General features: G+C 61.7%; 16 protein-coding genes. 4 read left to right on the forward strand and 12 right to left on the reverse strand.

The features are described from left to right. Window position 1: 1 nt before the first annotated feature. The 4 genes from HB675_RS04580 to tam form a co-directional block, all read right to left on the reverse strand. Entirely contained in the window at window positions 2-1,297 is a 1,296-nt protein-coding gene (locus HB675_RS04580) for an MFS transporter (protein ID WP_213876115.1), read from the reverse strand. A gap of 78 nt (window positions 1,298-1,375) precedes the next feature. Continuing rightward, window positions 1,376-2,719 carry a glutamine synthetase family protein gene (locus HB675_RS04585; RefSeq protein ID WP_213876117.1) on the reverse strand — a complete coding sequence of 448 codons (1,344 nt, stop codon included), beginning with the start codon at window positions 2,717-2,719 and terminating at the stop codon, window positions 1,376-1,378. A gap of 83 nt (window positions 2,720-2,802) precedes the next feature. Beyond that, the gene (locus tag HB675_RS04590) at window positions 2,803-4,014 is read right to left on the reverse strand and encodes a multidrug effflux MFS transporter (protein WP_213876119.1); all 1,212 of its coding nucleotides are present in this window, start codon (window positions 4,012-4,014) and stop codon (window positions 2,803-2,805) included. An 86-nt stretch (window positions 4,015-4,100) separates the two neighbouring features. Next, window positions 4,101-4,865 carry a trans-aconitate 2-methyltransferase gene (gene tam / locus HB675_RS04595; protein WP_213876121.1) on the reverse strand — a complete coding sequence of 255 codons (765 nt, stop codon included), beginning with the start codon at window positions 4,863-4,865 and terminating at the stop codon, window positions 4,101-4,103. A 129-nt stretch (window positions 4,866-4,994) separates the two neighbouring features. On the opposite strand from tam, the gene HB675_RS04600 reads away from it, so the two are divergent. Next, complete coding sequence (locus HB675_RS04600) at window positions 4,995-5,489, forward strand: cell division protein (RefSeq protein WP_213876123.1); 495 nt, start codon at window positions 4,995-4,997, stop codon at window positions 5,487-5,489. 9 nt (window positions 5,490-5,498) lie between these two features. On the opposite strand, the gene HB675_RS04605 is transcribed toward HB675_RS04600, so the two are convergent. Beyond that, a complete protein-coding gene (locus HB675_RS04605; protein WP_213876125.1) occupies window positions 5,499-6,773 on the reverse strand; it encodes an MFS transporter in 1,275 nt (424 codons plus the stop codon). Window positions 6,774-6,810: 37 nt separating this feature from the next. After that, window positions 6,811-7,950 (reverse strand): mandelate racemase/muconate lactonizing enzyme family protein, encoded by a 1,140-nt coding sequence (locus HB675_RS04610; protein ID WP_213876127.1) that lies wholly within the window; start codon window positions 7,948-7,950, stop codon window positions 6,811-6,813. A gap of 531 nt (window positions 7,951-8,481) precedes the next feature. Between HB675_RS04610 and HB675_RS04615 the strand changes: the two genes are divergently transcribed. Then, window positions 8,482-9,693: a tyrosine-type recombinase/integrase gene (locus tag HB675_RS04615; protein ID WP_213876129.1), complete on the forward strand. Its 1,212-nt coding sequence runs from the start codon at window positions 8,482-8,484 to the stop codon at window positions 9,691-9,693. Between the two features lie 11 nt (window positions 9,694-9,704). Here the strand turns inward: HB675_RS04615 and HB675_RS04620 are convergent, their stop codons facing one another. Then, window positions 9,705-10,178 carry a hypothetical protein gene (locus HB675_RS04620; protein WP_213876131.1) on the reverse strand — a complete coding sequence of 158 codons (474 nt, stop codon included), beginning with the start codon at window positions 10,176-10,178 and terminating at the stop codon, window positions 9,705-9,707. A gap of 180 nt (window positions 10,179-10,358) precedes the next feature. Here HB675_RS04620 and HB675_RS04625 point away from each other — a divergent pair, with 180 nt between their 5' ends. Together HB675_RS04625 and HB675_RS04630 are read left to right on the forward strand one after the other, a co-directional pair. Further along, a complete protein-coding gene (locus HB675_RS04625; protein ID WP_213876133.1) occupies window positions 10,359-10,559 on the forward strand; it encodes a helix-turn-helix domain-containing protein in 201 nt (66 codons plus the stop codon). Window positions 10,560-10,804: 245 nt separating this feature from the next. Then, window positions 10,805-11,041, forward strand: coding sequence for a helix-turn-helix domain-containing protein (locus HB675_RS04630; protein WP_213876135.1), 237 nt, complete (start codon window positions 10,805-10,807; stop codon window positions 11,039-11,041). A gap of 1,140 nt (window positions 11,042-12,181) precedes the next feature. On the opposite strand, the gene HB675_RS04635 is transcribed toward HB675_RS04630, so the two are convergent. Genes HB675_RS04635 through HB675_RS04655 form a run of 5 tightly spaced genes read right to left on the reverse strand, consistent with a single transcriptional unit; the run spans window position 12,182 to window position 13,599 of the window. Continuing rightward, window positions 12,182-12,568, reverse strand: coding sequence for a hypothetical protein (locus tag HB675_RS04635; protein WP_213876137.1), 387 nt, complete (start codon window positions 12,566-12,568; stop codon window positions 12,182-12,184). After that, window positions 12,565-12,873: a hypothetical protein gene (locus HB675_RS04640; protein WP_213876139.1), complete on the reverse strand. Its 309-nt coding sequence runs from the start codon at window positions 12,871-12,873 to the stop codon at window positions 12,565-12,567. The genes HB675_RS04635 and HB675_RS04640 overlap by 4 nt, the downstream gene beginning before the upstream one ends. Further along, a complete protein-coding gene (locus HB675_RS04645; protein WP_213876141.1) occupies window positions 12,870-13,109 on the reverse strand; it encodes a hypothetical protein in 240 nt (79 codons plus the stop codon). The genes HB675_RS04640 and HB675_RS04645 overlap by 4 nt, the downstream gene beginning before the upstream one ends. Then, window positions 13,106-13,378 (reverse strand): hypothetical protein, encoded by a 273-nt coding sequence (locus HB675_RS04650; protein WP_213876143.1) that lies wholly within the window; start codon window positions 13,376-13,378, stop codon window positions 13,106-13,108. The genes HB675_RS04645 and HB675_RS04650 overlap by 4 nt, the downstream gene beginning before the upstream one ends. Then, complete coding sequence (locus tag HB675_RS04655) at window positions 13,375-13,599, reverse strand: hypothetical protein (protein ID WP_213876145.1); 225 nt, start codon at window positions 13,597-13,599, stop codon at window positions 13,375-13,377. Before HB675_RS04655 ends, HB675_RS04650 begins: the two co-directional genes overlap by 4 nt. Between the last annotated feature and the right edge of the window lie 215 nt (window positions 13,600-13,814).

The raw sequence follows: 13,814 nt of genomic DNA on the forward strand, positions 1-13,814 counted from the left end.
CCTACGGTTTGACCTCTTGCGGCTCCTCGAACGCCGGTTCGCCCGTGTGCATCTGGTCGTGCACCACCTGCTCGTCCACCCGAGGGTCCAGCGCCGCGGCCAAGGGCGAGTTGGCTGCCGGCATGGCGATGTGATGCAGCGGTGCATCCTCGACCTGGTGCAAGTTAGTGACTGCTTTGGGCCGGATACGCCAGACCAGCACCGCCGCCCAGAACACCACGAAGGCATAGAGCATCTGGCTACCGAACAGCTTCATCAACACGCCGGCCGCCAGCGGGCCGATACAGGCACCCACGCCATAGGTCACCAGTAGCATCGCGGTCAACGACACCCGACGCTCGCTTTCGACGTGGTCGTTGGAAAACGCTACCGCCAGCGGGTACAGACAGAACTGCAGCATCGACACCAGAAAGCCCGCCGCGAACAGCAGCTGCAACGGCACCTGGGGCAGGATCGCCAAGGGCAACGCCATCACCCCCAGGCCGATGGCCGAGCAGCGGATCAACAGCGCCCGGTCATAGCGGTCCGACAGCCAGCCCAGCGGCCACTGCACCACCAGCCCGGCAAAGATGCAGGAGCCCATGAACAGGCCGATCATTTCGGTGCTGAGCCCCTGTTGCGCGGCATACAGTGGCGCCAGGCCATAGAACGATCCGAGCATCAGACCGGAACCGAGCACCGTGCTCAGCGATTGCGGCACGCGCTTGATGAAAAACCTCGGCTCCATAGGCGCCGGGCGCATGGGTGCCGGGTGAATCCGTCGGGTCAGCGCCACCGGTACCAGACACAAGGCGAAACAGAGCGCTACCAGCATCAGCAATTCCGGCCCCAGGCCTGGGTGCAGCACCAGAATCAGCTGCCCCAGCACCAGCCCCAGGTAGGAGGCGATCATGTACCCGCTGAACACCTTGCCACGCTGGCTGGCCTCGGCCTGCTCATTGAGCCAGCTCTCGATCACCATGTATTGGCACATCATGCCGAGACCGACGATCATCCGCAGAATGATCCAGGCCGGGAGGTAGTTGACCAGCCCATGGCCCAGCACCGCAGCGCCGACGATACCGGCGCAGGTGGCGTAGGCACGGATGTGCCCGACCCGGGCAATCAGGCGGTGACCAATCTTGCCGCCCAGGGCCAGGCCGAAATAGTTGGCCGCCATCAACGCGCCGACCCACAGACTGTCCACGTGCTCGGCATCCAGGCGCAGGGCCAGGTAGGTGCTCAGCAGGCCCGAGCCGATCAACATCATCAGCGACGCGAAATACAACGCTCGAAAATTTTTCCAGATCTGGCGCATCGGCGTTCCGAGCGGCTCCTTGTGGGATGGCTTGCTGAGTAAGTGCTATGTCTTGAGGGGTGAACCGAGCGACCATCGCTACGCTTGAGCGGCCAGAACGCGCCGTTCCCACGGGGTGATTTCATCCAGGAAGCTGGCCAATTCCAGCGACTTGGAAGCAATGTAGCCTTCGACGAATTCGGCCCCGAACAGTTCCTTGGCTAAATCACTGCGCTTGAGACGTTCAAGGGCCGCGTGCAAGGTACAGGGTAGCGACAATTTTTCTTCTACCTGGAAATCGCCGCTGACCGGTGGCGTCGGTTGCAGTTCGTGCTCCAGGCCATATAGACCCGCCGCCAGGCTGGCGGCAATGGCCAGGTAAGGGTTGGCATCGGCGCCGGGCAGGCGGTTTTCCACTCGCCGGGCCACGGGGGCACTGGCCGGGATGCGCAGGCCAACGCCACGATTGTCCTCGGACCAGCAGACGTTATTGGGGGACGCAATGGGATCGCTCAAGCGCTGGTAGGAATTGACGTTAGGCGCAAACAGCGCGGTGAACTGCGGCAGCGCCGCTTGCTGACCGCCGATGAAATGGCGAAAGGCCGCCGTTGCTTGCCCGGCCTCGTCGCTGAAGAGGGTGCGACCGCTGCCCTGCTCCACCACGCTTTGGTGCAGGTGCATGGAGCTGCCCGGGGTCCCGGCCAGCGGCTTGGCCATGCAGACCACGTTCAGGCCGTGCTTGAGACCGACCTCCTTGAGCAGGTGCTTGAACAGGAAAGTCTGGTCGGCGATCAGCAGGGGGTCGCCGTGCAGCAGGTTGATCTCGAACTGGCTCACGCCCATTTCATGCATGAAGGTATCGCGGGGCAGGCCCAGCGCGGCCATGCACTGATAGACCTCACGCCAGAACGGGCGCAAGCCGTTGTTGGAACTGACGCTGAAGGCCGAATGGCCGTCTTCGCGGCGCCCGTCCAGGCCCACCGGCGGCAGGAAGACCTGTGCGGGATCGCTGTGGTGGGCGAAGACAAAGAACTCCAGTTCCGTGGCCACCACCGGCGCCAACCCCCGTTCGGCATACCGCGCCAACACCGCCTTGAGTTGGCTGCGGGTCGACAGCGCCGAACGGCGCCCGTCCAGCTCGTCGGCGTCGCAAATGACCAGGGCGCGAGGCTCTTCGCTCCAAGGCAAGCGGTGAAGCTGGCCGGGAACGGCGACCAAGGTCAAATCGCCATCCTCGCCACCGTAGAAACGGGCCGGCGGGTAACCGCCCATGATGCATTGCAACAACACACCCCGGGCCAGTTGCAAGCGACGGCCTTCGAGAAAGCCCGCGACGGTCATGACCTTGCCCCGCGGTACCCCGTTGAGGTCCGGGGTCACGCATTCGATTTCATCCACGCCTGCCAGAAAGTCGGCGAGGGCAACGGGGCTGGCGGTCGTCATGACTCGGTCCTTGATGATCCAACCGCTGGGCGGCGAAGCGAACAAAATACGCAACCGCCGCCCACAAGATCAAGCCCGACGGCTCAGGTCGCGTCGGCCACCGAGACGGCCTCGGCCGGCCGGTCGTAGCGCAGCGCCATGAGGAAACTGGCGCTGCCGATCAAGGTCGCCCCGCACAACACCGCACTGGCCCCTAGCGCCGGGTCGGCGAAACGGCCCACCAGTAAGGTGCACAGGGCCCCGGCGGCCATCTGCGCAAATCCGTACAGGCCCGCCGCCGAGCCCACCAGCCCGGCGTCCACGCCCAGGGCGCGTGTCAGCGCTGCCGGGCTGCACAGGCCGGCGCCCAGGGTAAAGGTAAACATCAGGCCCAACATGCCCGGGAGGTTCAAATGGCCCGACAGCACCAGCGCCAGCAAGGCCGTGGCGCTGACGGTGCTGATGAGGCAACCGCACAGCAGCAGACGATCCATCTTGACCGTGCGCACCAGACGCCGGGTCAGGGCGTTACCCACCGACATGCCGACGATCAACAGGCCCAAGTACAGCCCCACCTCATGGGCCGGGCGATGCAATTCGCCAGCAATAATGAAGGGCGCGGCGGCAATGAACGCATAAATGGACGTGGTGGCCAGCCCTCCTCCGGCCGCGAAGCCGAGAAAGGTAGGCGAGCGCAGCAAGGTGGCGTAGTCGCGCTTGAGTGCCAGGAGGCTGATCTTGCCGCTGGGGTGGCTGGTCTCGGGCAGCAGGCGCCAGCTGCACAGCAGGGTGGTCACGCCCAGCGCCGTCAGCACCAGGAAGATCGCTCGCCAGCCGAAGCTGGCCGCCACCAGTGAGCCGAACAATGGCGCCAGACCGGGGCCGACCATCATCATCAGATTGAGTAGCGCCAGGTCGCGCACGGCGTCGTCGGCCTGGCTGGTGTCGCGGACCATGGCCCGACCCAGCGCCAGGCCGGCACAACCGCCCAGGGCCTGGAACAGCCGGGCGATGATCAAGGTATGGACGTCGGGGGCCAGCAGCGCAGCGAGGCCGCCCAAGGTATACAGCGACAGGCCGAACAGCAGCATCGGGCGCCGGCCCAGGCCATCGGACAGCGGCCCGTAGAGCAACTGGCCGAATGCCAGGCCAAGAATGTAGACGGTGATGGTCAGCTGCATCGCCGCCCGGCTGACGCCCAGCGAAGCCGCTGCGTCGGGGAGCGCGGGGACGAACATGTGCATAGCCAGGGTACCGCTGATGGTGACCATCACCAGCAGCCAGACCGGCGCCTTTATTGTTGTGGGAGCGGGCATCGATACTCCTGAAGCGCAGGAATCTTGTTAGGCAGGCAATTATAAGCACAACAAGTATCTGGGCGGGAGCTCCGATGCCCCGGAAATTATCGGGTCGCCAGCAGAAATAATCGGGGAAATGGCAACAACACCGTTCCATCTTCCAACGCCGGGTAAGCCACCTCCATCGCCTCCCGGTAGGCCGCCAGAAACCCCGCCTGCTCGTCCGCGTCCAGCACGGCCAGGTACGGGCCCAGCGCCGAGCCCTTGAACCACTCCACCACCGCCCGGGCGCCGCCGCTCAACGGGTGGAAATAGGTGGTACGCCAAACATCAAGCTGACTGCAATGGCCTTTGAGCAAGGCGTAATAGTGCTCGGCGCTGTGCCGTGGCGGGTGACGAACGGCCGATGTCTTCATCGCCCACGGACCCTGAGCGGCGATTTCCCGAGCCTTGCGGTGGGCCGGTTCTTCGAGGTTGTCCGGGGTCTGCACCGCCAGGGTGCCGGCGGGGGCGAGAAAGCTCACCAGGCGCGGGTACAACGAGTCATGGTCGGGCACCCATTGCAGCGACGCATTGGCCAGAATCACGTCATAGTGCTCGGCGGGCAACCAGCGGCCGATGTCGGCGAGGTCGAAGTGCACGCCGGGCAGGCGCTTGCGGGCGGCGACGAGCATGTCATCGGAACTGTCGAGCCCGCTGATCAACGCATCGGGATAACGGCTGGCAAGCACCTCGGTGGAGTTGCCGGGGCCGCAGCCCAGGTCCACCGCCGTGGCAATTCGCTCTTGGCCAAGCGCCGCAACCAGATCGCGGACCGGTCGGGTGCGCTCTTTTTCGAAGGTGGAGTATTGCGTGGCAGACCAGTTCATGGGGCGTCTCCGTGGATCGGCAATGCGGGGGGTCGATAAGACGCTCATGCGTAGATTTTCTCAACCCCTGCAGAAACCCTCGACCTGATCACGTATCCTGCGGCGAGGACACTCGATCAAGGACACGGTATGTTACGCACCGCCCTCAAGCCGCTGTTCAGCAGCCCCGACCGCACTCGTCAGACGTTGATCGCCTGGCTCTACGTCGCGGCAATCGGGCATCTGGCCGGCGGCCTTGCCTTGAGTTGGCTCGGGCCACGCGGCAGCCTCGACAGCTACCTGCATCTGGTCGAACACGCCTTCTGGAGCACCCCTGCCCCGCCCGCCGCCCAGACCCAGCAGCGCTTCTGGTTCGGCCTGTTCGGTGCGACCCTGCAGGGCTACGCCATCGGCCTGCTGGCCTTGACCCACTTGGGCCAACGGCTCAAGCGCGCGGAGGTCTGGGCCTGGATGCTGCTGGGCATCCTCGTCTGGGGCAGCCAGGACCTGTGGCTGTCGGCAGAGGCAGGGGTCTGGATCAACGTAGCGCTGGATGGGCTCGCGCTATGGCTGCTGATGCCGCCGATGCTCTGGCTGCTGCGTCATGACCACCAGCAGGTACGCCCCTCGCACCCGGCGCCGTGAGCCCCGCGCTCAGACCGTACTCGGCACATGCCGCGCCTGCTGGCCACGCACGGCGACAATCACCACCACCATGCCCAGGGCGCAGACCGCTGCCGTGACCATGAACGCCACGTTGTAGCCACCGCCGAACTGCACCAGCAAGCCGGTCAGGGACGGCGCAATAATCCCGGCCAGGTTGGCCAACAGGTGCACGAAGCCGCCGGTACCGCCAACGCGATTGCGCGGCACGATGTCCTGGATCAGCGACCAGCAGATTTGCGGGGTGACGAACAGGAACACGCTGGACACGGTGATGCAGGTCACGGCCAGGCCCAGGGTCGAGACGCGGGTGGTCAACAGCACGCAGGCCGCTGCAATACCGAGGCCGACCACCAGCATGAGCTTGCGAGCGGCGATCACACTGCCGAGTTTCTTGCCCAGCGCATCCGTGGCGATGCCGCCGCCAAGAAAACCGACCGCCGCCCCCAGCCACGGGATCACGCCGACGATGCTCATGCTTTTCACGTCCAGGTGCTGGAAATCCATGAGGTAGCTGGGCAGCCAGGTCAGGAAAAAATACAGCACGTAGTTGAAACAGAAGAACGCCGTAGCCACCGCCAGCACCGGGGCGGAGAAAATGCAGCTGGCCAGGCTGCGGTGTTCCTGCACGCCCTCGATCACTGGCTCTTCGCGGCTGCGTTGGATCATGTCGCGCTCGGCAGCGCCGACCTTGGGGTGCTGCGCCGGGGTGTCCTTGAAGATCAGCAGCCAAGCCGCCAGCCAGGTAAGGCCCAGCAGGGCGATGACCACAAAGGAAATCCGCCAGCCGAAATTCAGCGCTACCAGACCCACGATCGGCCCCGCCAACGCAGCACCCAAAGGCTGCCCGCAGTTGGTCAGGCCCAGGGCGCGGCCGGCTTCTTCGCGGGGGAACCAGTTGGTAATGGCCTTGTTGGTGGTGGTGCCCATGGGGCCTTCGCCCATGCCGAACAGCACGCGGAACACCAGCAATTGCACGTAGCCGGTAATCACGGCGGTCAGGCCGCAGAAGATCGACCAGCCGCCCGCCGCCCAGGCGAATACGCGTTTGGGACCGAAGCGATCGGCCGCCCAGCCGCCGACGAAGCACAGCGCGCAGTAGCCGATGAAAAAGCTGCTGAAGATGAATCCCATCTGCGCGTCATCTATGTGTAACTCGCCCTTGAGCATGGGCGCCACCACGGACAGCGCGGCACGGTCCAGATAGTTGAGCATGCCGGCGAAGAACAACAGCGCGGCGATCCGCCAACGGTATTTGCCTATCATTTTTTTATGGCCTTTATTGTTGTATGGGCAGCGAGGGTCAAGCGATCAGGGCGCGTTCCATGCAGTAGCGCTCGATGACGGTTTCGTCGGGGCGAAAACCCAGGCCGGGGACGTCGTCAAGCAGCAGTTGCGGTTTGAAATCCAGCGCAGGAAACAGCAGCTGCTCGAATTCGATAAAGGGTACTTCCACGGCCACATCGGCCGGCAACAGCGTGCACAAATGCGCCACTGCCAACAGGCCGGGGCCGAAGTAGAAACAGTGCGGGACCACTTTGACGTCATAACGGCGAGCCAGACGGAACACCTCGAGCATGGCGCCGATGCCGCCGACCTTGGCCACACTGGGTTGAGCGACGTCGATGGCGTTTTGCTCGAACAGCGCGCGCAGGCCGTTGACCCCGGCGGCGTTTTCCCCGGCGGACAGCGGCACACCGTGGCGGCGCACGGCCGCCAGCCCGTGGGCATCGTCCGGCGGCCAGACCGGCTCTTCGAGCCAGGTCAATTGCAGTTTACTCAGACGATCAGCCATGCGAGCGGCTTCATCCACGGTCCAGGGGCAGTTGACGTCGACCATCAGTTGGCCTTCGGCAATCGGCAAGGCTTCACGGGCGGCGGCGATGGCCTCGAAACGTGTCTCGTGCAGTTTGATCTTGCGAAAGCCCTGCACCCTCGCCCGGCTCACCTGACGATAGACTTCTTCAGGATCGCCGCCGTAGCTGACCAGGCTGGCATACAGTTCCAGTGGCCGCGCGGTGCCGCCCAGAAACTGATAGAGGGGTTGGCCGGCAACCTGCGCGGCCAGGTCCCACAGGGCAATATCGATGCCCGACAAGGCATAGACCACCGGCCCGGTGCTGCCGAAGCCGTGCAAGGCGCGGCGGGCCACTTCCAGCGTGTGCAGATGGTCGGCCAAGGCCGTGCCAATAAAGAGTGGCGCCACCATGGCGGTCAGAGCCGTGAGGGTGGCCGGGTTGCTGCCATGACCAAACGCCTCGCCCCAACCGACCCGGCCCGTGTCGGTGGTAACCTTGAGCATCAGGCTTTCCATGCGCCGGTGACGCGGGGAAGCGGCGTTGAAGGCGTCGTCGTCCTGGACCTGGCCGACGTTCTTGCGCTCGGCCGTACCGGCGGTGAAGGGAATGCCGATGCGGATGACTTCGATACTGCGAATCTTCACAGGCGTGTCTCTTGAGTGGTCTTGTCGATTGTTATGCCACGAAACATTTCGACATACGTTATCGTACAACGATCCAAGGAGCCAGACACATTGCATTCACCTGCACATCGTTTGAAGGGTCAGGCATCCGCCCGTCGCGCCGCGTTGTCGTCATGCTGTGGTTGCCGGCACCCGCAACGGTAGTCGTGGGTTCAGCTTACAAATGTTGGGGGGACCTGCATGTACAGAGAGGATAAAGACGGTAACCGAAGGTCAAGACGGGGCCGTTGCACGGCGAAGAGGATGTTTCAGAAAGTTGTTCTACCTGGATTCAGTCCGCGGGCTGCAGCGCATGTGGTCGCGCCCGTGTCGAAAAAAAAAATGGTGTCCCAGGCGGGGTTCGAACCTGCAACCTTCCCCTTAGGAGGGCGTTTTTCGCTTCAGCGCATACGGCCACAACCCCATTAATATTGGGGCATTCAGTCCGGTAGCGTCCGCTGAAACAGATCGGTATAGTTCTTTTTGCACCCACCCTGCACCCATGGGAACAAAGTGAAAGAGAAGCTAACCGCCAAGCTACTGGCCGGCCTACAGGTCACTGGCCGGGAATACGAGATTCACGACACCAGCATTACTGGGCTTTTTGTGAGGGTGACCGCGGCCGGGTCTAAAGCCTATGTGGTGACCTGGGCGCGGGGCAAGAAAAAGACTCTAGGCAGAGTCGGAATCATCACGCTCGATAAAGCTCGCCAACTGGCCGCCCAGTACCTTGCGGACGCCCTCTTGCTCGGGGAGCCATTGGCGGTGACTCAGGGTAGGCGTGGTGCTGCCCTGCCCTCCCTGCGTGAATTCATCGATGACACCTACCTGCCGTGGTTCAAAGCGCATCACCGCGGCTACGAGAAGACCAAGCACACGCTGGATAACAATTTCGACGCGCTCATGACTCAGCGAATCGATGCAATCACCACTCGCGACCTTGAACAAATCCGCACGACCTGGCTGCAGGCCGGCAACAAGCCATCGACGGTCAATCGCAAGATGGGCAGCATCAGCGGAGTTTTCAGCCGGGCCAAGGAATGGGAGGTCATCACAGAGCACCCCATGGGCAAGCTCAAGGCGCTCAAGGTCGATTCAAAGGGAAAGGTTCGCTACCTGGCTGACGACGAGTCAAAGCGCCTCAGGGAGGCACTGGATGCACGTCAAGCGGAAGCCCGGGGAGAGCGTGACAGCGCGAACGCTTGGCGCGCTGCCCGGCTGAAAGCCCAGCTCAGCGATCTACGCGCAGTCGAGTTCACCGACCACCTCAAACCTATGGTGCTTCTGTCACTCAACACAGGGATGCGGCGTGGCGAGCTTTTTGACCTGAAGTGGCCGGCGGTCAACGTCTCGAACAAGACGATCACCATAGTCGGCGACCTTTCGAAGACCCTGGAAACTCGTCACATCCCGATGAACAAGGAGGCCTTAGCCACTCTGGAGGCATGGAAGCGGCAATCCACCGGCACCGGGTACGTGTTCCCGGGCCAAGACGGTGACCGCCTAGACGATGTGAAAACGGCCTGGCTGAACCTGCTGGAGCGCGCCCAAATAGAGGGTTTCAGGTGGCACGATATGCGTCACGACTTCGCGTCACGCTTGGTGATGGCTGGTGTGCCGCTTAACACCGTGCGCGAACTGCTGGGCCACTCCGATATCAAGATGACGTTGAGGTATGCACACCTGGCGCCAGGTACGAAAGCGGCCGCAGTGGAACTCATCTAATTTGCGGATCCTCAGAACGGAATGTCGTCAAACGAAACCACAGATGGAGAGTTTTTGTGCTCTTCAACGTGCTCCCTGAGCGCGGTCCAGTGGTCCCGTAGCACCCCTTCCATAAAGTGCTCGCGATAAGAAGTCGCCCCGCCGGTCATCCAAAAAAACGGGCTCAGTAGGATAGTGTCCCAGATCCTCCGCTCGTCATAAGTAAGCATTGAGGGGAGCACGAAACATAGGTTCACAAAGCGCGTGCATTCGTCGGTGGACCATATTGAGTCGATAGCCTCGGATACCTTTAGGTCATTTGGAGGCTGGCCTATGGCTTGCTGGGCCAAAGCATTCGAAATCGCCCATTCAATGACTGCGGTAAGAGATCGCTTTTGCAGCCTCCCCATGATATCGAGCGCAAACTTTATTTTCGGGTCGATTCGTATCCCTACGCTGACCGTAGTACTGGTCTCGCCTGCGCGTTTGCTCGTCTTAGTCGCCATCAGATTTTCCACATCAGAAGGTAGGCTCAACCTACCTGGAGGTCATAGCTTGCGTCACACGCATTACTACGTCAATCCGATTAAGTGCGGGTACGTATAGCAATTGCTTGCACTGTAAGAAAATCAAGGTATAGACTAGCAACCACTGGCACACACCCAAACCCGCCAGAAGGAGACGCTATGTCGCAACTTGCAGCAACACCTCAGCTTTCCGTGAGCGTTGAAGAGGCAGCACGCTTGGTGGGGCACTCCCGCTCAGGTATCTACGAAGTTATTGCCTCAGGTGACCTGAAAGCCTTCAAGCTCGGCAAACGCCGCCTGATTCTGATGACCGAACTCCGCGCCTGGATCGAGCGTGCGGCCAAGGCCGGTGCCCGTTGAGCGTTCGCATCTTTGATAGCGCCGGCCTGATCCTGGGCACGATGGAATTACCCGCCAGCACTCGCCTGGTGGATCTTGAGGCAATGCGCCGGCTTGGCGCTCATCGCGTAGAGGTAATCAATGAAAAGTCGAAAGCGCGCCCGTGAGGCGCTGTGCGCAGCTTTGCGCGAAGGGAATGCAATGGCGGTGCGGGAACACCGCCAAAGCAAAAACACACTGGGTAGCACCAACGTGAGGTCGAAACTATGACACGGCACACTTCCACCGAGCAAGACCGCAAGATGATTGAGGCGCTGCGCCAAGGTCCGATCTCCACCATCGAGGCTGCGCAGAACCTGGATATTGTTCAGCCTCCAAACACCATCCGGCGCTTGCGGAATCGCGGATGGGTTATCCGCACCTATTGGACCTGGCAATCCACCGAGCCAGGCCGGCCACCCCACCGGATCGCCAAGTACGTCCTCCTACAAGAAGCGACCTAACCTGCCTCAATGCAAGGTGCGGAACCTCTGCGCCTTGCTCCTGCCTGTGAGCCCTTGAATGGCGTCCTCTAGAACAGTCCAGACCAAGAAATCCAAAACACCGCCGTTCGCGATGCTGTTTCTTGCTATGGGCCAATCTGCCAACTATAGGGCCATGGGGCCTTGGTCTAGGTGCGTCCTGAACGAGCTAATGATGCAATACCGCGGTAACAATAATGGAGACCTGTCCGCAACAAGGACAATGGCCAAAGAGTGGGGTATCGCTTCGGATAACACCCTGAGAAAGGCCCTCGCCGAACTTGAGGCGGGAGGCTGGATTATACAGACCCGTAGCAGCATATTCTCACGCCATGGAGCACGGTGCGCACTCTACGCACTGAGCTGGTTTGCCATTGACGAATGCCCAGGCAAAAGCCTCGAAGTACGTCCTACCCGCACTCCTCCCCGCACAATTCGAAGCCTCACCAGTTCGATTTCTTCCGACGCATAAAATGCGCACGTACCGGCGCAATAAATGCGCACGTAGGACATATCAATTATATCACTCTGTCCGGTTGTGTTTTCGCTGGCTTCCTACGTGCGCAGAAAGTGCGCCGTAATCGCCAGTCTACGTGCGCAGAAAGTGCGCACCCTTTTAGATATCTGCCATCCATACCGGCCAATCTAGAGCACGCCCATTGTGTTTGGCGTGCTGCCTGCGATTCGAACAAACCGGCTGTGCCGCCTCGCTTGAGGGTGTGTGCGAGTGAATGGCAAGGTATCACCAGGGAACGCACGCGCTTAGGGCCGAGCCGGAGCGGTCGGTCTTTCTCGCGGGCCTTGGCAGCGTCCCTCTGCGCGGGGAATCCTGGCCACCGTGTTGAAAACTACACACTGTGGCGTTCCCACCACTCCCGAGAAACTCGGTACAGCTCGCGATATATCCAGACCTGGATGCATCTCGACTCAGCCGAGATCTCGGCTCAGCCCAGAATGGACCGCCGAAACTACCGGGATTTCGGTAGTTGTCTCGCTGAGACTATTTGGTCTCACTCAGGGGTGGGCTGACGTAGTGCGGAATAGGGGGATGTTTGTTCGTCCTCACGCTGAGGATGGGCGCCACCCCGTTGCAGGGCGGCGCATACTACGGAAGTGTCGTATTTACTCTTCCACGAACGGTGCGGCACCGGCGGCGATGGCGCGCATCCCCAAGATTGCGAGGCCTGCGATGCCCTGCGAAAACCCGTGCTCGGCACCATAGCCAGGCTGCCAGTTCGGGGAGGCAAGAGCGCACCAGATCGCGTCGAAGCACTCCTGCTCATCTGCTGCCTGCAATGCCATTAGCTCGGCGATCATTGCCGCACCTATGCGCTTCTCGACGTTCCACTGGTTAATCTGCAGAGGGACACGCGGCGGCAGCCAATTGACGATTCGCGGATGCTTCGGATATTCAGGATCGGGTACGCGGCCCGTGAAACTTAAGTCGTCCCGATCCATCGTTGGCATCTTGGCCTTGCGTGGCCGGGATTTTCGCGCGGCCTGGCTCATTGTTCAGCCCTCGCGAGATGTGTCGCCCGCATCGCACACAGGCGTTTCATTTTGGCATAGCAGACTTCCTGTTCTTCTGGCAGATCGTCCAACTCGTTATCCATGCATTCTGCCCACTGCCAAGCCTTCTCAGACCACCCCTCAATCACGGCGATGCCGAGTTGAGCAGTCGCGTTCACAAAGCTCTCCTCGGGCACTCGCTCCTGCAGGAACACAAACAGGGCTTGGAGTTCGTTGAAGGCCTCTTGGATGGTGCAGAGGTCAGTCAGGCCGGTCGCGGCGATTTCATACGCTGAGCGAGTCATTGGGCACCCCCACTCAACCAGAATTTGCGAAAGACGTGATATCCCGCATCATTCAGCCCAGGATTGAAGCGGCCGGCCAGCATCGCGCCTGCTTGGGCCTCGATTACGGCAGTGAATGCCGCAATCTCGTCGTCGCTGGAGTACCGCAGCGCGGTTTTGAGCAGCTGGACGGCGTAATCCTTGCGCCGCTCGGGGGTGCTGCCCTGCGCAGCCGTGGGGAGGGTATGCAGGATCATTGCACACCCCCTGCGGTCATGTGGCGGAACCGCGAGCAGAAATTTCCGCTGAACACGTTGACCTGCTCCAGCCGGTTGCGCAGCTCAGCCGCGGCCGCGCCTTCCGCGCCCAGGGTCGGGATGATCACATCGAGCAGCAGGCGTTCCAGCTTGTCGAACTCGGCCCGGGCGTGGTTCATGTCGGCCACATCGCGAATGCTGAGGGTCGCCTGTGTGGGGATCAGCACTTCATGACCCAGGTCGGTAATGGCGTAAGTGAAGGCGCTCATTGTGCACCCCCTTCGATGACGTGGTGGCCGTCCTGCAGCAGAGCCGCCCAATTGATGGCGCAGTTGTGCGCCATGATGGCCAAAAGCATCGAGAGGGCCGCCGGCGTGCCTGGCAACGCGATGATGCCGAGCGCGTAGGCCAGCAGCTCGAGCACGGCCGCAGTTTCGGCGGTGATGTCTTGTGTTTCGGTGTCGATAATGGCATTTTGGTACAGTTGCATGACGTGTTCCTCAAAGTTGCGTCGTGTGGCAGCCTTCCCGGTGGTTGCACACCGGGTTGGCACCTTCAAAACGGCGGGATTCCCCACCGTTGAAGTCCAAAAATCGGACCTCTACTGCTCAGATGGTCCAGATCTGGACCATGGCTCACTTCTGAGCCTTCTCCTTGACCTCTAGCCCAGCCAGTACAAGCGCCCGCAGTGCTGCGGTCCTGTTT

The sequence above is a fragment of the Pseudomonas sp. dw_358 genome, from assembly GCF_018449655.1.
Classification (GTDB): Bacteria; Pseudomonadota; Gammaproteobacteria; order Pseudomonadales; family Pseudomonadaceae; genus Aquipseudomonas.